The organism is Phytomonospora endophytica (genome assembly GCF_014202425.1).
GTDB lineage: Bacteria > Actinomycetota > Actinomycetes > Mycobacteriales > Micromonosporaceae > Phytomonospora > Phytomonospora endophytica.
In genome coordinates this window covers 400,652-421,560 of the sequence record NZ_JACHGT010000006.1, presented here as the reverse complement: position 1 = coordinate 421,560, position 20,909 = coordinate 400,652, and the positions used below count along the sequence as shown (strand labels likewise).

Genomic DNA, 20,909 nt, shown 5'->3' with positions numbered 1-20,909 from the left:
GCGGGGGAGGCCGGGCGTGGATGACGTGATCCGGGTGGTCGACGACGCGACCCGGGAACTGGAACAGCTGGTCAATCTGTGTGGGAAGGTCGCCGGGGAGTTGAGATCCGACGCGAGCGTGCCCGTGCGGGCGGCCGGCGACGGTTCGGCGTCGGGCGAGCCCGGCGAGGCCGCCGGACTGGCGGAGACGGCGGCGGTGGGGCTGGACGAGACGGCGGCGGTGCTGACGGCGGCGATCGGGAAACTCGACGCGTACCGGAGCTTCATCTAGCAGCTTTTTCTAACAGCTTTTTCTAGTGAGAGAGACAGGGGTAGACGATGGCGAAGATCATCATGGCCGTGGGGAAGAGCCTGGGGCCGTACTTCGACCCGAAGCAACCGGGGAAGCAGGAACCGGAGTACTTCGAGATCCATGCGGGGGAAGGGGTCGGGGAGTTCACCGGGGATCAGGTGCTGGTGTGGGACCTGGCGCGGCAGGAGCCCGAGATCCAGGCACTGCACAAGTTCGACCGGGCCGCGCTGGAGAAGGTGGTGCGAACCAAGACGAAGATCAAGGATCCCTCGCCGCACGTGGACTTCCTGCTGGGTGAGGGGGTCCTCGTCGAAGTTGACCTCCAGAACGAGAAGGAGGCCAAGAGCTTCCTTAAGAAGTACCGGCTCGTTCCTACCGCCGATGGTTACGGAAACTCTCCAGCGAACTTCGATCAGTTCACCCTCGGCCGCAACGGTCAAGTCCTCATGCCGATTAGTCTCCGTGCTCGGTCCATCTGGGCTTACTCCCACATGAGGGGCAGCGTCTGGGATGGATGCGAATCGCAGGCCAAGGGCTGGCGCAAGGCTGGGAAGGACGTGAACGCTGCCGATTTCGGCATGGAGATCGCCGCACACCTACCCTTGATCGTTTCCTGTGGTGCCGGCGTCCTGGAGCCCATGGCGTGAAGAACCCGGACGACAAGGCGGCGTCGCAAGAATCTACGTTCAGGGGCGCAGCGAAGAAGGCCGCGCCTGACACCGTGAAAGCCTGGATTACCGGCATCGGCGCGGCGGTCGCAACCCTCGGCGGCACGATGGTGGGGTTGTCCACGAAGAATCCAACACTTGGGACCGCGACCACTCTCGGCCTCTCGGCCACGGTCGGCGCCGCCGTAGGTCATGTCGGGGGTGCCGTTGGCAAGATGATGGAGTCGCGACGGGAGGCGAAGGATGCCACGGCCGCGTCGGGGTCGTCCGGGGGCGGGGGCGGGGCCGGGGGCACAACGATCGGGGCGGTCAAGTCGGTGGTGTTCGCGGCTGCGACGGCGGCGAAAGACGGTTCGTCGCGCATCACGGGGATGAAGTCCGAAGTGGAGGGAATCCTCGCGATGTTGCGGGATGCCTTGGACGGGACGAGTTCGGACGACGTGCGCGACGCGATCGGCTATCTGGAGGAGGCTGCCGGGAAGTTCGAGGCGGCTTCGGGGAACGCGACGGGTGCGGCGTCGAAGGCGAGCGCCTGGGCGGCCGGACTGTGAGCGGTGGCGTGGAACGGCCCCGGCGAAGCCGGGGCCGTCTGTTGCTCGGTCAGTGGTCGAAGCCGCCGGATTTGATGCCGGTGATGAAGCCGGACCATTCGGCTGGGGACGTGAGGAAGGTGGGGCCTTCGCGGTCCTTGCTGTCGCGGACGGCGATGCGGGTGGGGAGGTCGGTGAGGGGGCCGACCTCGACGCAGTTCGCTCCGCCGCTGTTGCTGTAGCTACTGGTACGCCAGTGGACTGACGGAATCACTTAGGGGTCTCCTCCAGGATGTTCGCGATGAAGTCCGCGGACAGTTCTGGGCTCAGAGCTGCTTGGTGCAAGTCAGCGTACACGTGCTCGAAGCGGTCGATCTGGTCTGATTTCTCCACGAACGCGCGCCCGGCAAGGCTCTCGACGTGAGCCACGTCCGGATAGGGGTCAGGCAGCTCGAAAATCGTGAACGGACCGACGAAGCATGGTTGATCGGCGGCCGTGAAAGGCAGCACGAGCACCGTCACGTTGGGGCTGGATGACGTTTCGAGAAGTCGATGCAGCTGAGCACGCATCACCGCGTCGCCACCAATCGGCCGCCGGAGTGCCGATTCGTCAACGATCACGGTCAACGCGGTGGCATCCACGCCGGTCAGGATGCGATGCCGCTCAATGCGCAGCTCAACCCAGCGTGAGATTTGCGCATCCGAGCTCCCCCGATAGTCGAAAGCTCGGATCACGGCTTCCGCATAGGCCGGAGTCTGGAGCAGCCCAGGAACGAGCATCGTTTCGTAGGATCGGATGTTGGTCGCGCGCGACTCCAGCCAGGGATAGTCGATGAAGCCCGGATCGTCATATGCGTCGCCGTAACCGTCCCACCAACCCTTCCGCCAAGCTTCCTCCCGCAGCTCCAGCAGGAAGTCACGGGTCTTCCGATCGGAGACGTTGTACAGGTCCAGCAGTCCCTTGAGCGCCAGTGACTTGATCGGATACTGGGCGAGCTCGATACGACTGACGGTCGCCGTGCTGCATTCGAGGTACTGGGCCGCGTATTCAAGGGTGTGGCCGTTTTCCTCGCGCAACTTCCTGAGCCATTGGCCGAGCCACTGACTCCTCAGACTCGGGCCTTGCCGTCGTCGGACCATGGAACACCCTCACTTCGAGAAGCGACACGCTGAGATTTCTTGTGGTGAGAACTTGCATACCGTCGGAACGAGTGCAATGCTAACACCAAGCGCGACCCACGTCACTAGCGGTAATGTTCCCAGCTCAGTGGGCTGGGCGGGCGACATCCGTTGGTGCACAACGGATCGCGTGAGAAAAACGATCGAGGCGGGCCTGAGGTTTCGAAGGCCCGGACGGCCCGCCTCGATCTCCACTCAACGAGAGGAGCGATCCGTGGATCGCACTCGCTGGCACCTGCCTGTCTATCACGCCCATGCCCCGGAACCCGAGGACACGCCCCCGGACCCGCCGCACCCGCCGTTCGACCTCGCGAACAGGCCACCAGCCACTCCCCCGCCGACGGCCCCCCACCCCCAACTGTGGACGATCCAGCTCCACTGGTGGAACCGCCACACCCCGCACCCCAACGAGCGGCACTGCCACTTCTGCCGCCAACTGTGGCCCTGCGCCTCCTGGTTCCACTGGGACGACCTCCTCCGCCGCTCCCTCGGCTGCGACACCGACCCGTCCTGACCTCACCCCCTCCTGACCCCCACCCCCTCTTGACCTCACCGACCTCACCGACAGGGACTCCGCATGCCCAAAACACTCTGGAAACTCATCGACCCGCCGACCCTCCTCCTCCGCGTCATCTGGGACGGCGTCCCCGCCGGCATCACCGCCGCACTCGCCTTCTACGTCTCCCACCAGGCCCTCGCCCACTTCCACTGGGCGCTCGCCCTCGCCTGCGCGCTCGGCACCGCCGTCCTCGCGTGGCTCTTCGCCCAATTCGTCCTCAACGGCCTCACCCGCCTGTGGCCCCACCTGAGCCTCGACGACCGCCTCCTCCGCAAACACGTCAAGGCGCTCACCGACCTCGACCTCGACCGCGAGGAACGGCATTACGCGACCATGCGCGCCCAGCACGCCCCACGCTTCGGCGGCGAACGCTGCCCTGTCTGCGACACGCGCAGTCCGGTCCGCTGCCGCGGCCTCCTCGACGCCGAACGCCTCCACTACGCGCTCCGCACCGAACGCCGCCTGCGCGAAGACCTCGTCCGTCTCCGGGGCCGGGAATCGGCCCCGGAGACGGACGGCCCGGTCGACCCGTTCCACACCACGGACTGACAAGGAGCCGCCCACGGCACTCGACCGGGGGCGGCTCCACAACGACTCAAGGCAAAAGGGCTGTCACCGGTGAACCAACTTGACTTCTCTCGACTCACCGCACTCGACCTCGACCCGGTCACCGTCTTCCTGCTCGGGGCGGCGACCGCGCTGCTCACCGTCGTCGGTGTCGCCGCCGTCCGGCACATCGCCCGGCGCTGCGGCTGCACCCTCGGCGCCCTCGTCGACTGCGTCTTCCGGCAACTCGCCGCGCTCGTCCTCCGACGCGGCCGGGGCCGCCATCGCATGTGGGACGGATACCAGTCGCAGCGCACGATCCGCGCCGACTTCGACCGCTTGAGCCGCTGGAGCTGAACCCTCACGACCCCGGCGTTCGAAACCTGAACGACCGCTACGCGGCGGCCACGACCTCCTCGACGGCCACCGGCCGCGTCCGCTCGGCCCACCTCGCCGCCGCCGGAACGCCCAGCCCGGCCGCGACGAAGGCCGCGCCGAGGATCAGCCAGCCCGTCATGCCCGCGCCCAGCACCAGCGCCGTCAAGGCCGCCGGAGCGACGATCTCGGCGAACTGGAAACCGGTGTTGTACAGCCCCTGGAACTGCCCCTGCGCGTGCGCGGGCGCGAGGTCGAAGCTCAGGCCCCAGCCGCCGGCGGCGTGCAGAAGCTCGCCGAAAACGTGCACCAGACCGCCCGCGAACAGGGCCGCCACACCGATCCACATCGGCTTGTCCTGCGCCAGCGCGTAGAGGACGCAGGCACCGAACAGCAGGAACCCGGCGTTGCGCTGGGCTCGCGCGGCGCCCTTGACCGTTCCGCTGCCGCGGCTGAAACGCACCTGGAGGAACACGATGAAAGTCGTGTTGAGCACTGCCAGCACCGAGTAGAACCACGCGGGCGCGTTGGTCTGGTTGACGACCCACAGCGGGATGACGACGTTGAACACCTGGAAGTGCACGGTCATCACCGCGTTCAGCGCGGTCAGCGTGACGTACGGCTTGTCGCGCAGCGCGAGGGTTTTCGACGCCTTCTTCGCCTCCTGGCTCGGCTTCTGCGCGGGCACGCGCAGGTTCAGCAGCGCCGCCGCCAGGTACAGCACGACGGTCACGAGGATCAGCCCGACGTAGACCTCGCGCGTGTCGTAGGCGAGCGCGACACCGGCGAGGGGCGCGCCGAGAGTCCATCCGACGTTGGTGACCGAACGCAGGTAGGCGCGGGTTCGCACGCGCTGCTCGGGCGGGACGCTACCGGCGATCAGGGCACCGCGCGCGGCCTGGGAACCGGTGCCCAGCACCGAGACCAGGGCCGCGACGATCACGAAACCGGTGAAGTCGCCGACGAGGAGGTAACCCAGGTCGACGACGGCGGCCGCGACGCCGAACCAGACGGCGATCCCGCGCGGGCCCCGGCGGTCGGCGAAGGCTCCCATCGGCACGCCGGCGAACAGTCCGAGGCAGGCCGCGAGGGTCATGCCGAGGCCGACTTCGACGGCGGACAGGCCGACGGACTTGTTGAAGTAGACGACGGACGTGGTGATGAAGAGCCCGCGGCCGATCGCCCCGACGAAGGACGAGTAGGTAAGGGCTCGGGCGGGGCCGGGGTCGGGCAGGAGGGACTTGGCGCGGGTGATCAAGGGGGTCGGCACATCGGCACGCTATGCCCGCTCGCCGACGGTCTCCTCGTCATTTATGCGTGCCTGTGAGCAAGATCGCGGTGGCGTCTCAGCCTGCGGAACGCGCGACCAACCGAACGACCAGCGCCTTCGAGACCGGCGTGTGCGACCCCTTCGCCGTGTGATCCAGCGGTACCAAGGGATTCGCCTCGGGGAAGTACGCCGCCGCACACCCCCGGGCCGTCGGATACGACACGACGCGGAAGTCGTGGACGTGCCGGTCTTCGTCCCCGGCCCATTCGCTGTGGATGTCGACCATGTCGCCGTCGGCGAGGCCGAGTTCGGTGAGGTCGTCGGGGTTGACGAGCACGACCCGGCGTCCATTGTGGATACCGCGGTAGCGGTCGTCGAGGCCGTAGATGGTGGTGTTGTACTGGTCGTGGCTGCGCAGGGTCTGCAGGAGCAAACGGCCTTCGGGCACCTCGATCGCCGTCAGCGCGCTGACCGTGAACACCGCGCGGCCCGAGGGCGTGGTGAAGGTCCGCGAGTCGCGCGGCGGGTGCGGCAGCACGAAGCCGATCGAGTCGGCGACCTTGGCCTCGTAATCGGCGAAACCGGGCACGATCCGGGCGATGCGTTCACGGACGAGCCGGTAGTCCTCGGCGAACCCGCCCCACGGGATCCCCTGGTCCAGCAGCGTCTCACCGAGCCGGCAGATGATCGCGACCTCGCTGAGCAGCCCGTCGGAGGCCGGTTCGAGCCGTCCCCGGGAGGCGTGCACGGCGCTCATCGAGTCCTCGACGGTGACGAACTGCTCGCCGGTGCCGCGCACGTCGCGTTCGGTGCGGCCGAGGGTCGGCAGGATCAGCGCGACCTCGCCGGTCACGACATGGGAGCGGTTGAGCTTGGTGGAGATGTGCGCGGTGAGGCGGCAGCCGCGCAACGCGGCCTCGGTGACGGCGGTGTCGGGGGTCGCGGCGGCGAAGTTGCCGCCCAGCCCGACGAAGACCTTCGCCGTCTGGTCGCGCATGGCGCGGATCGCGTCGACCGTATGGGTTCCCGGCTCGCGCGGGACACTGAACCCGAACTCGGTGCCGAGCTTCTCCGACCACGCCGGCGGGTGCTCGTAGATGCCCATGGTCCGGTCGCCCTGGACGTTGCTGTGGCCGCGGACCGGGCAGAGTCCGGCGCCCTCCTTGCCGATCATGCCGCGCAGGAGCTGGACGTTGACGATCTCCTGGATCGTGGCGACGGCGTCGCGGTGCTGCGTCAGGCCCATCGCCCAGCAGACGATGATCCTTTGCGCCGAGGCGAACCGGCGCGCGACGGCGTCGATGTCCGCAGTGGACAGTCCGGTCGCGGCGGCGACGGCATCGGCGTCGACGGCGCTTACGTGGGCGGCGTACTCGCGGAACCCGGTCGTGCTCTCGTCCACAAAGGACTTGTCGGCGGCGTCCCATTCGAGCAGGCGGCGCCCGATCCACTGGAACAGCGCCAGATCCCCGCCGATGCGGATCGGCAGGTGGGTGTCGGCCAGGACGGTGCCCTTGCCGAGCAGGCCGCGCACGGTCTGCGGGTTCTTGAAGCGCAGCAGCCCCGCCTCGGGAAGCGGGTTGACCGCGACGATCGCCGCCCCGTTGCGCTTCGCCTTCTCCAGCGCGGTCAGCATGCGCGGATGGTTCGTGCCGGGGTTCTGGCCGACGACGACGATGAGGTCGGCGGCGTGCACGTCGTCGAGCGACACCGAACCCTTGCCGATGCCGATCGTCTCGGTCAGCGCCACACCGGAGGACTCGTGGCACATGTTGGAGCAGTCGGGCAGGTTATTGGTCCCGTAGGCCCGAGCGAGAAGCTGATACAGGAACGCGGCCTCGTTGCTGGTGCGTCCGGAAGTGTAGAACAGCGCCTGATCCGGACTGTCCAAAGCGGACAGTTCAGCGGCCAGCACGCCGATGGCCTCGTCCCACGGCACCGGCTCGTAGCGGTCTGCGCCCTCGCGTTTGAGCATCGGGTGCGTCAAACGGCCCTGCTTGCCCAGCCAGTGCTCGCTGCGCCAGGCCAGGTCGGACAGCGAATGGGCGGCGAAGAACTCCGGCCCGACGCGCTTGACGGTCGCCTCCTCGGCGACGGCCTTCGCGCCGTTCTCACAGAACTCGGCCGGGTGCCGGTGCGCGGGCTCGGGCCAGGCACAGCCGGGGCAGTCGAAACCGTCGACCTTGTTGACCCGCCGCAGCGTACCGGCGCTGCGTACCACGCCCATCTCGCGCAGCCCGGCGGCGAGCCCGGCGGTCACGCCGGGGATCCCGGCCGCGACGGTCTTCGGGCCGGTGACGGTGACTTCCTCGTCCTGTGCCATCAGGGTCCACGGTACGACGTGGAGGAGCCCGGGTGGAGGGAACCCGGGGGTAAGGCGCCGTCAGCCGGGGATGGCGACGCAGGGCGCGCAGCCGCGGCCCGGGCAGCACACCGTACGGCCGGGTGAGCCGTCGGGCATCTCGCAGAAGCCGGGGTAGCAGCCCTGCGCGAAGGCGCGCGTCTTCGGGGCCAGGCGGTCGAGGAGGCGGTCGGCGATTCTCGTGAGTCCGTTCATGCCGCCAGCCTCGACCCGGCGGCCGCGCGGGTCAACGCGGCCGGGCCCGGCGTATGCGGTGGCCTGTGCGTTGAGAGCGCCGGGAACCTCGGAGGAGGTCGGTCCCCGGCGCGACGGGGTCACCGCCCCATGCGCACCAGTGTCGGCGAACGGCCGCGCGTTCGCTGTCCCCCACGGCCTTACCGCCCCGAATGCGCACGTTTCGCACGGCGAATTCGGACCTACCCGAAATAGCGCCCGACCAGGGCCGAAAGTCTTGACCCGTAAGCGATCCGGATGCCGTGATGAAGGTTTCCGGGCACGGCCGCGACGCTATAAGTTGGCGGGCATGTCTGAGTTCGCTGAGTTCGCGCTGAGCATCGGCGTCGTCATCCTCGCCGTCGGTTTCACCGTCGCGATCGTGGCCAGTTCGCGCTGGCTCGCCCGCAAGTACGGGAAGCCCGGCTCGACGACGGCCAGGCTCGCCGACGAGGCCTACCTCCCCGCGCAGGTCGCCCTCGCCCTCATCGCCGTGCGGATCATCCTGCCGAAGATCTGGTCGTGGGAGTGGCGGCCGGTCATCGACCACGTGCTCACCCTCGCCATCTTCGGGACCGTCGCATGGCTGCTCATCGCGCTGCTGCACGTCGTCGAGGGCATGATCATGAAGCGCGTCGACAAGCCCGGCGAGTCGCTCACCGAGCGCCGCCAGCGCACGCAGATCATCCTCATCCGGCGCATCTCGGTCGCCGGGATCCTGGTCCTGGCCGTCAGCGCGGCGCTGCTGACCTTCCCGATGGTGCGCACCATCGGGGTGAGCATCCTCGCCTCGGCCGGCATTCTCGGCATCGTCCTCGGTCTGGCCGCGCAGTCGTGGCTCAAGGGCCTGTTCGCCGGGCTCCAGCTCGCGTTCGGCGATGCCCTGCGCATCGGCGACGTCGTGGTCGTCCAGAGCGAGTGGGGTCACGTCGAGGAGATCACGCTCACGTACGTGGTCGTGCGCATCTGGGACAAGCGGCGGCTGGTGCTGCCGACGACGTTCTTCACCGAGAACCCGTACCACACGTGGACGCGCAGCACGGTCGACATCCTGGGCACGGTCGAGCTCGACGTCGACTTCACCCTCCCCCTCGAACCGGTGCGCGAAGAGCTGCAGCGCCTGGCCCGCGAATGCGAGTACTGGGACGGCGACACCGCGACTCTTCAGGTCACCGACGCCGTGCACGGGCGGATGCGGTTGCGGGCCGTGGTGTCGGCCGCCGACGGGTCGGTGGTCTGGGATTTGCGCTGCCACGTGCGCGAAGGTCTGGTGAACTGGATCCGCGACAACCACCCCGCGTCACTGCCCAAGACGCGGGCGGAACTGACGGGGGAACGTTCCTTGTAGGGTGGGGCCGCGTCGTGTGGAAGGGCGCGGTGGTTCGGCGACGGCCTGTCACGGCCGGGACTCGCAAGACGGCGAAGGCGGAACCGCGGACGGCCTTATGGGAGGAGCGGGCATGGCGGATACCAGGACCGACCTGGCGGCGAAAGTGGACGCCGCCTGGACGGCGTTCACGAGCGCGCTGGCGACGGCGATCGGGGGGCTCCCGGAGGACAGCGACCTGGAACTGGTCCTGGACCCGACGGCCACCGGCACCGGTGAGGCGGTCTACGACGTCCAGATCTCGCGCTTGAAGGGCGAGGAGCTGCACGCCGACGCCACGAGCAACGCGACGCTGCCGGACGGCGTGAACCTGGACCGTACGACGATCGCGCACCTGGTGTCACTGGGGTGGCAGCCGCCGGGTGTGGTCGAGGGCGCCGGGGAGCGCTTCGGGCTGCGCCTGCCGCTGGCCGACGCCGCCGACCTGGCCGAGATCGTGACGCGCACCTTCCGGGACATGTACAACGCGCCGCACCCGGCGTTCCTGACCTATGACTTCTCGGGTGAGACCGAGGCGCCCACCTTGGGGACCGCGCGCCTGGCGCCGGGCCTGACGGAGGCGGAGGAGCCGGGGCCGCGGGCGATCACGGCCGAGGCGAGCGGGCTGGGGTCGGTGGTGCGCGAGGTCGTCGCGGCGATGCAGCGCACGGAACCGGATCGCCTTTCGGTGGACGAGAACGGGGAGATCAGCCTGCGGGCGGGGTCGGCGATGGTGTTCATCAAGTCGACGGACCGGCCGGCCGTGGTGGACGTGTACTCGCCGCTGCTGACGGAGGTCGACCCGAACGAGCGGCTGTACCGGGAGCTGTCGGAGCTGACGCAGCGGCTGCCGATCGGGCGGCTGTACTACTTGAGCGGGACGATCTGGGTCTCGGTGCCGGTGTACGGGCGGGACTTCCAGCCGACGCATCTGATGCTGGCGGTGGAGTCGATGACGCGACTGGCGGACGATCTCGACGACCGGCTGCAGGGGAAGTTCGGCGGCCGGCGGTTCTTCGAGCCGACGGCGGAGGCGCCGGAGGACGAGCCGCGCACGGGGATGTACTTGTAGCGAGGGCGGGGGGGGTGCGGCTCGGGTTCGCGGGAGTGCGCTTCGTGGCCGACACGGCTCGGGGACTCGGCGAAGCGGTTCCGCGCACGCCGCACGGCTCGCTCCCGCCGGGCCCGTTGCCCTGACTCGGACCGCGGAAGCCATACCTCTCGCCGCATCCCTGACGCGCCGGCCGAACGCCGCTCGCGAGCGATTCTGGCGCCGCCGTTTTTGTCGCACCTCGCCCGTATCGTGATTTTTGGGGCCCCTTTGGGGCGAGCGGGGGAACGCGTCTTTCACGCGCGCCGTCCGCCACCGAACGCTGCCTGCGAGACGGGGGCACCGATTCGCGACCCGCCCACGCCGGGATCCCAAGTCGCGGCCTCGCGAGGGCGAGTCTCGCTTCGCTCGCCCACGCCTGGCACCGGGCCACGCGCCCGCACCCACGCCGGGAACCCGGCCCCGGCACCGGCCCAAGCCCGACCCGCTACCCCTCAACCACCCCCGCCCGCACCCCCAAACCCCCCACCCACCCCCATCCCCTCACCGCATACGCGACCGCATATCCCCCACATTGGACTCCTTCAACACTGAACCCCCGACCGATCTTTCCGGCCGGGGGCTTTGACGGTGTCCTACTGTCTCGCGGTGTCGCCTACTTCTTCAGTGAGTGGATGAAGTTCGTCCATTCACCTGCGCTGATGACGAGGGTTCCGCCGTCTCGGTCCTTCGTGTCGCGCACGCCGATTCCTTTGCCGAGGTCGGCGACCTCCACACAGTTACCGGTCTGTCCACTACGCGTCGAGCGGCGCCACGTCGCGTAGTCTCTGTGTATCTCCACCATTGGTTCCTCTCAGCCCAGCTCGCTTTCCGCGGCGAGCTGGGCTATCTGTTGCACCGTCTCATCCCGGCTCAAGGCATCTGACCTCAAGGCGTCGAAGACGGCTCTGCACACCTTAAGCTCGCCCGGTTCGTCCAGGTAGAGGTCCCCACCGACCGTTTCCAGGAACGCGACCGGGGGGTCTTCGTCGCTGGCGTAGTCGAGGAGGGTCACCGATCCCGTTACTCCGGCGTGGGCACCGGCCGACGTGGGGATCAGCTGGATGGTGATGTTGGGCAGCACGGCCAGTTCGAGCAGGTGGGCGAGTTGCCCGCACAGGACTTCTTTACCCCCGACGGGACGTCGCAATGCGCCTTCGTCGAACATCGCGAAAAGTGCGGGCGGTGCGTCGCTGCGAAGCCTCGCCTGCCGTTCGGCGCGGGCCTGTACGCGACGGTCGATCTGGGTATGTGTCAGTGATTCGACACCGGCTCGCTGGAGTACGGCGCGGGCGTACTCCTCGGTCTGGAGCAGGGCGGGGATGAGCACGGGTTCCCAGGTGGAGATCCGGGAGGCTTCGGATTCGAGGGCGATGTGGTCGAGGTGGCGTTCGTCGACGACGCCGGCGTAGGCGCGCCACCATCCGGGGCGGCTGGCCTCTTTGGCGAGTTCCACCAGGGCGGACGCCTCGGCGCCGGTGACTTTGTAGTGTTCCAGCAGGGCTTGGACGAACAGGGGCTTGGTGGCGGCCTGTCCTCGTTCCATCCGCGAGATGGTCGTTTTGTGGACGCTGATGACCTCTGCGGCGTCTTCCATGCTGACTTTCGCGGCTCGCCGGTGTTCGCGGAGCGCAATGCCTAGTCGGCGCCTGCGGACGGTGTTGGTGGCCATGGCGTGATCCTCCCACAGCATGGAGATTGACACGTAGTGCGAAATCTCCGTCTGCTAGTTGCGTTTCGCCATTCGTCGTGTGAGACTACCTGTGACCCAAGCCACGAGCACTCGGGTGGGAGCAGTGCGATGAAGTCCCGGCTCAAGCACGACGCGACGCGGGAGGCGATCAACGCGATCGACTCGCTGGAGTCCCTCCAGGCCCGGGCGCGCGAGCTGCTGCGTTCCTACATTCAGGGGGACCAGCTCTCGGACGTGTGCTCAGCGCGTGAGGCCGGCTTCCACCTGAAGAACTCCGTCGACGACATCGTCCGGCAGCTGTGTCAGCTCGCCGACGCCGAGGTCGCGTCGCGGGCGTTGCGTGCCGAGGCCGAAGCGGGTCAGTAGTCGTCCCCGGTGTCGTGTGCCTTGAGTGGCCACGGTGCCGGGTGACAGGAATTTCCGTGGGGCCGGGCCGTCCGGTGCCCGGCTCGGCGGGTCATCACTCGTTAATGGTGGGGCCGGGACTGTCCGCCGGACGGCCCTTTCGGGCGGTCCGGGGGTGCGCGCCCCCGGACCCGATATGTCAGCCCTCGATCCAGGCCAGTTCGTTCTTCCCGTCGAGACCCGTCGCCTTGAGCCCCGTGTAGGACAGTGTCCACAGTGTCTCGCCGATGACGAGCGAGCGCGTGATCGTCGACGTGTACAGGTCGGCGCCCTGGTGGGCGATGACGCCGACCTTGGTCAGTCCGGTGTCCTCGACCCGGAGCAGTAGCGCGCCGCCCGCCGTGTCAGCGCTGCCGTCGAAGCTCCAGCTCGGCCCGATCGGCACGACGAGCAGCTTCGAGGGTTCCCAGTAGAGGAACGCGTGGGGGTCGTACTGGGCCTCGGAGGTCGCGCCGGCCACTTCGTAGTCGGCGAGTTTGCCGGGCGCGGCGGGGTCGGACACGTCGAACAGCGAGATCTGCGCGGCCGTCGACATCCCCGTCGTGGTGGCCTCCTGCCCGACGCCGATGAGCCTGCCCGGCCCGACGGGATGCAGGTAGGAGGAAAAACCGGTGATCTTCAGTTCGCCCTTGACGGCGGGCGCCGTCGGGACGGCCAGATCGACGACATAGAGCGGATCGGTCTGCCGGAAGGTCACGACGTAGGCGGTCGGCCCGACGTAGCGGACGGCGTAGATCTGCTCGTCCTTGCCGAGTCCCTCGACACGGCCGACCTCGACGAGCGCCTGACCGTCCTGTTTGAACACGTACACGCCGCTGTGCGATTTCTTCATCGACCGCGAGGACCAGGGATCGGTCGTCGTCGCGACCCGCAGGTGCCCCTCGAACTCCGACATCGAGTACTGGTTGAGCACGTACCCGGGGACCGACCCGGAGGCCGCGTACACGGGCTGACCGGGCTGCGTCACGTCGAAGCGGTACAGCTCCGTCCCCGTCTCGGGCGCACTGGCGGTGAAGGCGCGGCGGTCGTTGGCGACGTACAGCGCGGTCGGCGAACCGTAGACGGTCTGACCGTCGGCGACGATCGTGACCGGGGCACCGTCGCCCAGGGGCGCGTTGAGGTCGAAGGTCAAGACGGTGAGCATCGACGTCGCCGAGTACGCGAACGCGTGCTTCATCGACTCGCACCCGATCGTGCCCTCGTTCGTCGTCCCATCGGCCGTCTGGTGGCGGTAGCGCGGCATCCAGTCGCCGATCGTGGACTCCTTCACGGCGTCCCGGTTACGGGCCGCGCTCTCCGACGGCGAATCGCCCTCCTCCCCGCCCGGGAAGCGCAGGTGCGGTGTCGAACTCGCCACGACCCGCACGACACTGCCGTACTGGCGCGTGTCGACCTCGTTGCCGGTGAAGTGGAAGGTCTCGGTCACCGAGCCCAGCGCGAGGTCCACCACGGCCACCTGGAGACCGCCGCCACCGTCCCACATCTTGTCCGTGGCGCCGTTGCCGTACTCGTAGATCCCCTGGTTCTGGCTGAGCACGAAGACCTTGTCACCGGACAACAGCATCGACGTCGCCCCGTAGTACATGCCGCTGCCGTCCTCCTTGAACGACAGCGGAATGTCCTTCGCGACCTGACGGGACGTCGCGTCGACCACCCGCAGCACGTTGTCGCGCAGGATCAGGATGCGCTTCCCGTCGGTCTTGACGATGTCGGGCTCATCGATACCGGCCTCTTGCACATTCGTCGTCGAATAGGGGTCCGCGGGCGCCGAACCGGTCGCCGACTCCGGCGCCGCGGCGGCCTTGTCCTCACCGTCGGCGGTCGTCCCCGGCCCACGGAAGGAGTCCCCGCCGGACACGTCGATCCCCCACGGTCCGACATAGGGCAGCACCGCCGCCCGCAGGCTGGTCAGCGCGTGGTCGCAGGAGTCGTACGCGACGAGCTTCGCGTCGACCGGAGGCCGCAGGTCGGCGGTGTCCTCACGAGAGGTGCACGCGGCGAGCAGACCCGCGACGAGGAGAAGTGGCACCACCGCGATGGGCGCCTTGGGCTTGGTGTCTCGCATGCGGCTTGGACGGCGGCGAACGTGAGGCCGTTCCGTGAAACGGCACGGACCCTCGCTGAGGCCCACGTCACCCCACCGCTGCCCCACGTACCCGCTGGTCGTTGTACACGCCGGGACCCCCGCGCCGAACCGTCCGATCGGACGTGCCGGGTCCCTCGCACGGGCAAGTACGATCCAAATCCGGTACGCCCGGTCCCCTTGACGACCGGCCTGCTCATCCGCAAAGGACCTCGATGACCGACACCAGCGCAACGTCGCGCACCTACCTCCTGTGCCCCCCGGAGCACTACACCGTCTCGTACGCCATCAACCCGTGGATGGACACGACCGCCCCGGTCGACACCGCGCTCGCCGTGAACCAGTGGAAGACCCTCTGCGAAGCGCTCACCGAGCACGGCCACACGGTGCACACCATCGAGCCCGAGGCCGGCCTGCCGGACATGGTCTACGCCGCCAACGGGGCGTTCATGGTCGACGGAGCGGTCTACGGAGCCCGCTTCCGCTACCCGCAGCGCCAGCCCGAGGCCGCCGCCTACGAGAAGTGGTTCCGCGCCGCCGGATGGCGCTTCGTCGCGCCGACCGAGACCAACGAGGGCGAAGGCGACTTCGCGTACGTGCCGGGGCCGGGGTTCATCCTCGCCGGATACGGCTTCCGCACCGACCCCCGCGCGCACGCCGAGGCGGGCGAGGCGCTGGGACGGCCCGTGGTGTCGCTGAAGCTGGTCGACGACCGCTTCTACCACCTCGACACCGCGCTCGCGGTCCTCGACGACGAGACGATCACGTACTACCCGCAGGCGTTCAGCGCCTCGTCGCGGAAGGTCCTGCGACAGCTGTTTCCCGGGGCCGTCATCGCCGATGAGGCCGACGCGCTGGCGTTCGGGCTGAACCTCGTGTCGGACGGCCGCAACGTGTTCGTCAACGCCGAGGCGACGGGCATGGCCGCGAAACTGGAGTCGCGGGGCTACCGGGCGGTGCCGATCGACCTTTCGGAGCTGAAGAAGGGTGGGGGCAGCGTGAAGTGCTGTATTTCGGAGTTGCGTCTGTAGGCGCGGGTTAGACCGGCTGGGGGTTTTGCCCCCAGCACCCCCGCCGGGGCTCCGTCCCCGGATCCGGAACTCGCTTCGCGGGTCTCTTCGAGACTCGCGAAGCGAAGGTCGAGGCCTTCAGGGCAGCGCCTCATGTCCTCGGCGTCGTCTACTCAGTTCGCCAGAACTCCCCCGTCAGTCCCACCCCCGCGAAGAACACTCCCGCCTCGGCCGGGGTCCTTCTCCGGTACTCCCTCGACATGCGGCCGTGATACCAGCGCGTCGCCAGCGTCCACAGTGTCCGCAGATCCAGGACCTCCCCCTTCGGCGTTCCCGTTCTCGCGCACCACTCGTCCACGTGGGCCGCGCGGCAGAACAGCAACTGCTTCGAACACGTCGCCACCACGTCGTCCCACTGCCTCAGCACCGGGACCGGCAGATGCGCCACCCACGGCTCGATCGGGGCCCGATCCGGTTTCACGTCCAGCGCCAAGGCCGCGCCGCAACCACCACAATGCGTCGCCACCAAACACGTCCGGCCCACCAGAGCCGGGATCGCGAAGGAGTCCCACGCGCAACCGCCCCACCACTTCTGGTCCGGGCCCGCGACGACGAAGCCCATCGGCGACGACGCCCACGGATGCGCCATGACGATGTCCCGGCGGAGCTCGTCCAGGACCAGCAGATGTCCATCGTGAAGGGACCGGAGCGCGGCCACGACCGCCGGCTCGTCGAGGGCATGAGCGCGGCCGATGTCCATTAAGGACGGCGGGGCGCCGGTTCGGGCGAACCACTCATAAACGAACGTACGAATGTCGACGAGATCGGCTGCCATGCGGCCTGAGGGTAGCGGCTCCGCGACCCGGCCGGTTAGGTTCACAGCCGTGACGGATGCGACAGTTACGAAACGAGCACTGATCATTCCCGGCGGCCGTGGCGGGCCCTACACGCCGTGGTGCCTTTACCCCGCCGACGCCGCCGAGTCCCGGGGGGCCGACGTCGACTACATGTGGTGGAGCCGCATGGATCCCGGGGTGGGGCTCACCCACCTCGAAGGCGACGAACGCGGACCGTGGACCGACGTCGACCTCGCACCGGCGTTCGCCACGCACGGTCCGGCGAAGTCGCTGGTCATCGCCAAATCGCTCGGCAGCTTCGCGACCGGTTTCGCCGCCGAGCACGGCAATCCGGCCGTGTGGCTCACACCCCTGCTGATCAGCCCGCGCATCGTCGACGGGCTGCGGCGGGCGACGGCGCCCTTCCTGCTCATCGGCGGGACCGGCGACAGGTCCTGGAACTCCGCGCTGGCGAGGGAACTGACGCCGTACGTGCACGAGATCCCCGACGCCGATCACGGCTTCTACGTCCCCGGCGGACTCGGCGAGTCCCTCAAGGTCATGGGCGGGATCGTCGCGGCCGTCGAGAACTTCCTCGACGAGACCGTGTGGCCGAAGGACTGACTCAGCCCCGCCACAGGTGCAGCATCAGCGTCTCGACGGCGATGCGCGGCCGGACGTTCTTCTCGATCGCCTCCCGGCAGCGCAGGATCGCGTCGATCCGGCGCACGATGCTCTCCGCCGAGAAGGCGCCCGACGCGGCACGTGACGCGTCGGCGAGATCGGTGTGCACCAAGGGGACCCGCGCGCCGAAGCGGTTCACGAGCACGTCGCGGTAGAAGGCCGCGAGGTCGACCAGGGCCCGGTCGAGGGCGTCGCGCTGGGCCCTGGTGAGCCGCGACTTCTGCCGCTTCTCCAGGTCCTTGACGAGCCCGGCGGTGCCCCTCGTCGCCTTCGCCGCGCCCTTGCCGCTGCCGCCCTTGCCGAGGGCGGTCTCCAGTTCGGCCTTCTCGCGGACGGCGAGTTCGTTGGTGGAGGCCGCGGCCTCGGTCTCGGCGGCGGTGATGAGGGCGTCGGCGGCGTCGAAGCAGGCGCCGACACCGGTCAGCCGGCGCGGCACCCCGAGGACGGCGGCGCGGCGTTCGCGGGCCTCGGCGTCGCGGGCGAGCCTGCGGGCGCGGCCGACGTGGCCCTGCGCGACCGAAGCCATCGTGTCGGCGATCGCGGGGTCGACGCCGTCGCGGTCGACGAGCAGCCGCGCGATCGCGGCGGCCGGGGGCTGGCGCAGCGCGACCACCCGGCAGCGCGAGCGGATCGTGACGAGCACGTCGTCGACGGAGGGCGCGCACAGCAGGAACACCGTCCGCGAGGGCGGCTCCTCGATCGACTTCAGCAGGGCGTTCCCGGCGGCCTCGGTGAGGCGGTCGGCGTCCTCGATGAGCAGGATCTGCCAGCGGCCCTGCGTCGGCGCGCTCTGCGCCCGCGTGACGAGCGAGCGCATCTCCCCGACGCCGATGGACAGGCCGTCGGGGACGACGAAGCGCACGTCGGCGTGCGTGCCCGCGCGGGCCGTGTGGCAGGCTCCGCAGGCGTCACAGCCGCCTTTGGGGCATTGCAGGGCGGCGGCCAGGGCACGGGCCGCGACGGAGCGTCCCGACCCGGGCGGACCCGTGAACAGCCACGAGTGCGTCATCGCCGAGGTGTCCCCGCCGACGCCCGACAGGACAGCCTGCCCGGCCGTCACCGCCGCGTCGAGGATGCCGACGACCTCGTCCTGGCCGACGAGTTCGTCGAAGACGGGCGCGCTCACGCGCCGGCCTCCCGCGCAGCTGCGCGGGGGTCGTCGAGGCCTTCGAAGAGCTGAGCCGTCGACGGGTCCTCGGGCAGGTCGGAGTCGCGCAGGTCGTCGTCGGTGGTGAGGCTCCCGGGCGTGACGGCGCCGTCGTCGTCGGGGACGGGGAGGCGCTCACCGACGCGGGCCCTGACGAGTGCGAAGATCTCGTCCTCGCTGAGGGTCGCGTCGACCACGAGGTAGCGGCGGGGGTCCTCGGCGGCGATGTCGAGGAACTTGTAGCGGACCTTCTCGTGGAAGGCGAGGGACTCGCGCTCGATGTGGTCGTGCCCGGCACGGCCGGAGGCGCGCGCGAGGCCGACGGCGGGGTCGATGTCGAGGAGGACGACGAGGTCGGGCTTGAGGGAGGCCGTGGCCCAGTCCGACAGCCACGCGACCTCTTCGGTGGGCAGGTCGCGCCCGCCGCCCTGGTAGGCCAGGGAGGAGTCGACGTAGCGGTCGGAGATGACGACCTTGCCCGAGCGCAGCGCCGGCCGCACGATCGTGGCGACGTGGTGGGCGCGGTCGGCGGCGTACAACAGCGCCTCGGCGCGCGGGGACGGCTCCGAACCCGTCGACGGGTCGAGGACGAGGGTGCGGATGCGGCGGCCGATGTCGGTGGCGCCGGGTTCGCGGGTCAAGACGACGTCGCGGCCGGTGAGACGCAGGTGCGCGGCGAGCTTGACGACCTGGGAGGACTTGCCGGAGCCGTCGCCGCCTTCGAAGACGATGAAGAAGCCGGTGCCCTCGGCGGGCTGCCCGAGGCTGAGGGGACGGCCGCGAATGGAGCTCCACACGTCCTTGAGGACCGGCACGCCCGGCTTGTCGTCCATCTGGCGGAGCGCCGACAGGCCCGTCGTGATGCCGATGATCCCGGCGGCCAGCAGCAGGAAGCGCGTGGCCGACAGGTCGACGTGGAACACGCCCCAGTCGACGCGGCGGGCGAGCCCGAAACCGGCGATGAGGCCCGAACCGGCGATCGTGGCCATGAGCACGACGCGGGCGGCGGTGTTGATGAACGCGAAGATGCGGCCGCGCACGTCGTCGGCGACCTCGCCGCCGAGGAGCGTGATGCCCGACAGGAAGGCCATGCCGGCGCCCGCGCCGACCAGGAAGGTACCGAGCATCGCCACGGCCACGTGGGGCGCGATGGAGTCGAGGATGACGGCGCACCCGGCGAGGATGATGCTCAGGCCGAACCAGCGGCGCCGGGACAGCTGCCCAACGATCTTCGGTCCGGCGACGATGCCGATGCCGAGGCCGATGAACAGGGTCGCGAAGAGCGTCGAGAAGGTCGCGTCGCCGCCGCCGAGGGCCTTGGCGTAGAACTGCGCGGTGCCGATGACGACGCCGGCGCTGGCGAAGGCGCCGAGGATGCCGAGGACGAGGCCGCGGACGAGTTTCGTGCGGCCGACGTACTTCCAGCCGTCGGCGAACTCGCGCAGCATGCCCTGCTTCTTCGGTTCGGCGCCGGGCGGGCCGTGGCCGTTCTTGCGCTGGCTCAGCTCGGGGATCATGGTGATCACGACGAGCGCGGCGGCCAGGAAGGTCAGGGCGTTGAAGTACAGGGCCAGGTCGACGGCCGTCGCCCAGCGCCCGAGGCCGGACACGAGCTCGGCGTCGAAGCTGGTCAGCAGGCCGAGGACACCGGCGGCGAGCACCGGGGTGAGGCCGTAGGTGGTGACCAGGGTGAGCTGGTTCGCGGTTTCGAGGCGCGCCTTGGGCAGCAGGTTCGGGACGGCGGCCTCCTTGGCCGGCATCCACACCATCGCGACGGCCTCGATGGCGAACTGCGCGATCGCGGCGTAGCCGACCGCGCGGACGCCGCCGTTGAAGGCGAGGCCGACCAGCGGGATCGAGGCGAAGAGGGCGAAGCGCAGCATGTCGCAGATCGCCATGGTGAGGCGGCGGTCCCAGCGGTCGGCGAAGATCCCGGCGAGGGGACCCAGCACGAGCGAGGGGAGGAGCCGTACGGCGATGACCGAGCCGAAGGCGAGGCCCTGGGCCGTGGCGCCCTCGACCTGGCTGGCGGCGAAGAGCGACGTGGCGAGCAGGCCGAGCCAGTCGCCGAGCGCGGAGAGGCCGAGCACCGCCCACAGGCGGCGGAAGGGGCGAATGCGCAGGATCGCGCGAAGATCTGTCGCGGCTGACATGTCCTTGGCGCGTCCCTTCCTCCGTGCGTCGACCGTCATGTGTAGCCAACTCACTGTCGAGTCAGACTAATACGGTGGTCTGAGTCATACCGCACTGCGGCGGCAACGCCGCCCGTCGCGAAGGTTCTCGCGCCGCCACACCGCCCCGCCGCCGTCCGCGTCCGCCCTGGTGGAGGGGGAGAGAATGCCACGTCCGGGTTCGGTGGACGACGGCGAGACGGGAGTAGTGGCGATCCGGGCGTGGCGCCCGGATCAGTTCAAGTAGAGCGCGCGAAGCTGAAGGGGGGCTGAGATGGGGGCTGGGGGTTGTGGGGTGTGGGCTGGGGGTTGCGGCGTGAGGGCTCGGGGTCGCGGGGTGAGGGCTCGCGCTCGCGGGGGGCTCGGGCTCGCGGGTAGTGCGGGCTGGGGCTCGCGGGTTGCGAGGGCTGAGGCTCGCGGGTGGCGACGC

General features: G+C 69.3%; 22 protein-coding genes. 11 read left to right on the top strand and 11 right to left on the bottom strand.

Annotation, left to right across the window (positions count from 1 at the left end):
• The first annotated feature begins 16 nt into the window (after positions 1-16).
• From HNR73_RS16415 to HNR73_RS16405, 3 genes are read left to right on the top strand one after another with little or no spacing between them, the layout of a single operon-like run.
• On the top strand, positions 17-271 hold the full coding sequence (locus HNR73_RS16415) for a hypothetical protein (protein WP_184788329.1): 255 nt from the start codon (positions 17-19) through the stop codon (positions 269-271).
• Positions 272-318: 47 nt separating this feature from the next.
• Complete coding sequence (locus HNR73_RS16410) at positions 319-939, top strand: hypothetical protein (RefSeq protein WP_184788328.1); 621 nt, start codon at positions 319-321, stop codon at positions 937-939.
• Positions 936-1,511, top strand: a complete 576-nt coding sequence (locus HNR73_RS16405; protein WP_184788327.1) for a hypothetical protein — start codon at positions 936-938, stop codon at positions 1,509-1,511. The genes HNR73_RS16410 and HNR73_RS16405 overlap by 4 nt, the downstream gene beginning before the upstream one ends.
• Positions 1,512-1,560: 49 nt before the next feature.
• Here HNR73_RS16405 and HNR73_RS16400 read toward each other — a convergent pair whose 3' ends face one another.
• Positions 1,561-1,764 (bottom strand): DUF397 domain-containing protein, encoded by a 204-nt coding sequence (locus HNR73_RS16400; RefSeq protein ID WP_184788326.1) that lies wholly within the window; start codon positions 1,762-1,764, stop codon positions 1,561-1,563.
• Positions 1,761-2,630 (bottom strand): helix-turn-helix domain-containing protein, encoded by an 870-nt coding sequence (locus HNR73_RS16395; protein WP_260337179.1) that lies wholly within the window; start codon positions 2,628-2,630, stop codon positions 1,761-1,763. The genes HNR73_RS16400 and HNR73_RS16395 overlap by 4 nt, the downstream gene beginning before the upstream one ends.
• 253 nt (positions 2,631-2,883) lie before the next feature.
• Here HNR73_RS16395 and HNR73_RS16390 point away from each other — a divergent pair, with 253 nt between their 5' ends.
• The 3 genes from HNR73_RS16390 to HNR73_RS16380 all read left to right on the top strand — a co-directional run bounded on the left by HNR73_RS16390 (position 2,884) and on the right by HNR73_RS16380 (position 4,131).
• Positions 2,884-3,183, top strand: coding sequence for a hypothetical protein (locus HNR73_RS16390; RefSeq protein ID WP_184788324.1), 300 nt, complete (start codon positions 2,884-2,886; stop codon positions 3,181-3,183).
• Positions 3,184-3,246: 63 nt separating this feature from the next.
• The gene (locus tag HNR73_RS16385; RefSeq protein WP_184788323.1) at positions 3,247-3,777 is read left to right on the top strand and encodes a hypothetical protein; all 531 of its coding nucleotides are present in this window, start codon (positions 3,247-3,249) and stop codon (positions 3,775-3,777) included.
• 69 nt (positions 3,778-3,846) lie between these two features.
• Complete coding sequence (locus tag HNR73_RS16380; RefSeq protein WP_184788322.1) at positions 3,847-4,131, top strand: hypothetical protein; 285 nt, start codon at positions 3,847-3,849, stop codon at positions 4,129-4,131.
• A gap of 37 nt (positions 4,132-4,168) precedes the next feature.
• On the opposite strand, the gene HNR73_RS16375 is transcribed toward HNR73_RS16380, so the two are convergent.
• From HNR73_RS16375 to HNR73_RS16365, 3 genes are all read right to left on the bottom strand, one after another.
• The gene (locus HNR73_RS16375; RefSeq protein WP_184788321.1) at positions 4,169-5,419 is read right to left on the bottom strand and encodes an MFS transporter; all 1,251 of its coding nucleotides are present in this window, start codon (positions 5,417-5,419) and stop codon (positions 4,169-4,171) included.
• Positions 5,420-5,495: 76 nt separating this feature from the next.
• The gene (locus tag HNR73_RS16370; RefSeq protein ID WP_184788320.1) at positions 5,496-7,742 is read right to left on the bottom strand and encodes an FdhF/YdeP family oxidoreductase; all 2,247 of its coding nucleotides are present in this window, start codon (positions 7,740-7,742) and stop codon (positions 5,496-5,498) included.
• Positions 7,743-7,802: 60 nt separating this feature from the next.
• Complete coding sequence (locus HNR73_RS16365) at positions 7,803-7,976, bottom strand: hypothetical protein (RefSeq protein ID WP_184788319.1); 174 nt, start codon at positions 7,974-7,976, stop codon at positions 7,803-7,805.
• Between the two features lie 328 nt (positions 7,977-8,304).
• Here HNR73_RS16365 and HNR73_RS16360 point away from each other — a divergent pair, with 328 nt between their 5' ends.
• Both HNR73_RS16360 and HNR73_RS16355 read left to right on the top strand, forming a co-directional pair.
• Entirely contained in the window at positions 8,305-9,342 is a 1,038-nt protein-coding gene (locus tag HNR73_RS16360) for a mechanosensitive ion channel family protein (protein ID WP_184788318.1), read from the top strand.
• A 112-nt stretch (positions 9,343-9,454) separates the two neighbouring features.
• The gene (locus tag HNR73_RS16355) at positions 9,455-10,432 is read left to right on the top strand and encodes a T3SS (YopN, CesT) and YbjN peptide-binding chaperone 1 (protein ID WP_184788317.1); all 978 of its coding nucleotides are present in this window, start codon (positions 9,455-9,457) and stop codon (positions 10,430-10,432) included.
• Positions 10,433-11,066: 634 nt separating this feature from the next.
• On the opposite strand, the gene HNR73_RS16350 is transcribed toward HNR73_RS16355, so the two are convergent.
• Together HNR73_RS16350 and HNR73_RS16345 are read right to left on the bottom strand one after the other, a co-directional pair.
• Positions 11,067-11,252: a DUF397 domain-containing protein gene (locus tag HNR73_RS16350; RefSeq protein WP_373316583.1), complete on the bottom strand. Its 186-nt coding sequence runs from the start codon at positions 11,250-11,252 to the stop codon at positions 11,067-11,069.
• Between the two features lie 12 nt (positions 11,253-11,264).
• Positions 11,265-12,122 (bottom strand): helix-turn-helix domain-containing protein, encoded by an 858-nt coding sequence (locus HNR73_RS16345; RefSeq protein WP_184788315.1) that lies wholly within the window; start codon positions 12,120-12,122, stop codon positions 11,265-11,267.
• Between the two features lie 129 nt (positions 12,123-12,251).
• On the opposite strand from HNR73_RS16345, the gene HNR73_RS16340 reads away from it, so the two are divergent.
• Complete coding sequence (locus HNR73_RS16340) at positions 12,252-12,509, top strand: hypothetical protein (protein ID WP_184788314.1); 258 nt, start codon at positions 12,252-12,254, stop codon at positions 12,507-12,509.
• Between the two features lie 178 nt (positions 12,510-12,687).
• On the opposite strand, the gene HNR73_RS16335 is transcribed toward HNR73_RS16340, so the two are convergent.
• Entirely contained in the window at positions 12,688-14,613 is a 1,926-nt protein-coding gene (locus tag HNR73_RS16335) for a beta-propeller domain-containing protein (protein WP_184788313.1), read from the bottom strand.
• Positions 14,614-14,846: 233 nt separating this feature from the next.
• Here HNR73_RS16335 and ddaH point away from each other — a divergent pair, with 233 nt between their 5' ends.
• Positions 14,847-15,662 carry a dimethylargininase gene (gene ddaH / locus HNR73_RS16330; protein WP_184788312.1) on the top strand — a complete coding sequence of 272 codons (816 nt, stop codon included), beginning with the start codon at positions 14,847-14,849 and terminating at the stop codon, positions 15,660-15,662.
• Positions 15,663-15,810: 148 nt separating this feature from the next.
• Here the strand turns inward: ddaH and merB are convergent, their stop codons facing one another.
• A complete protein-coding gene (merB, locus tag HNR73_RS16325; RefSeq protein WP_184788311.1) occupies positions 15,811-16,476 on the bottom strand; it encodes an organomercurial lyase in 666 nt (221 codons plus the stop codon).
• Positions 16,477-16,525: 49 nt separating this feature from the next.
• Between merB and HNR73_RS39825 the strand changes: the two genes are divergently transcribed.
• Complete coding sequence (locus HNR73_RS39825) at positions 16,526-17,101, top strand: alpha/beta fold hydrolase (RefSeq protein ID WP_239121903.1); 576 nt, start codon at positions 16,526-16,528, stop codon at positions 17,099-17,101.
• A 1-nt stretch (position 17,102) separates the two neighbouring features.
• Here the strand turns inward: HNR73_RS39825 and HNR73_RS16315 are convergent, their stop codons facing one another.
• Positions 17,103-18,287 (bottom strand): DNA polymerase III subunit delta', encoded by a 1,185-nt coding sequence (locus HNR73_RS16315; protein WP_184788310.1) that lies wholly within the window; start codon positions 18,285-18,287, stop codon positions 17,103-17,105.
• Complete coding sequence (gene tmk / locus HNR73_RS16310) at positions 18,284-20,398, bottom strand: dTMP kinase (RefSeq protein ID WP_373316584.1); 2,115 nt, start codon at positions 20,396-20,398, stop codon at positions 18,284-18,286. The genes HNR73_RS16315 and tmk overlap by 4 nt, the downstream gene beginning before the upstream one ends.
• Positions 20,399-20,909: the final 511 nt, after the last annotated feature.

Coding starts and splice junctions, on each gene's coding strand:
- HNR73_RS16410 (WP_184788328.1), top strand. CDS start 319: ATGGCGAAGATCATCATGGCCGTGGGGAAGAGCCTGGGGCCGTACTTC.
- HNR73_RS16395 (WP_260337179.1), bottom strand. CDS start 2,630: ATGGTCCGACGACGGCAAGGCCCGAGTCTGAGGAGTCAGTGGCTCGGC.
- HNR73_RS16385 (WP_184788323.1), top strand. CDS start 3,247: ATGCCCAAAACACTCTGGAAACTCATCGACCCGCCGACCCTCCTCCTC.
- HNR73_RS16370 (WP_184788320.1), bottom strand. CDS start 7,742: ATGGCACAGGACGAGGAAGTCACCGTCACCGGCCCGAAGACCGTCGCG.
- HNR73_RS16365 (WP_184788319.1), bottom strand. CDS start 7,976: ATGAACGGACTCACGAGAATCGCCGACCGCCTCCTCGACCGCCTGGCC.
- HNR73_RS16360 (WP_184788318.1), top strand. CDS start 8,305: ATGTCTGAGTTCGCTGAGTTCGCGCTGAGCATCGGCGTCGTCATCCTC.
- HNR73_RS16355 (WP_184788317.1), top strand. CDS start 9,455: ATGGCGGATACCAGGACCGACCTGGCGGCGAAAGTGGACGCCGCCTGG.
- HNR73_RS16345 (WP_184788315.1), bottom strand. CDS start 12,122: ATGGCCACCAACACCGTCCGCAGGCGCCGACTAGGCATTGCGCTCCGC.
- HNR73_RS16340 (WP_184788314.1), top strand. CDS start 12,252: ATGAAGTCCCGGCTCAAGCACGACGCGACGCGGGAGGCGATCAACGCG.
- HNR73_RS16335 (WP_184788313.1), bottom strand. CDS start 14,613: ATGCGAGACACCAAGCCCAAGGCGCCCATCGCGGTGGTGCCACTTCTC.
- ddaH (WP_184788312.1), top strand. CDS start 14,847: ATGACCGACACCAGCGCAACGTCGCGCACCTACCTCCTGTGCCCCCCG.
- merB (WP_184788311.1), bottom strand. CDS start 16,476: ATGGCAGCCGATCTCGTCGACATTCGTACGTTCGTTTATGAGTGGTTC.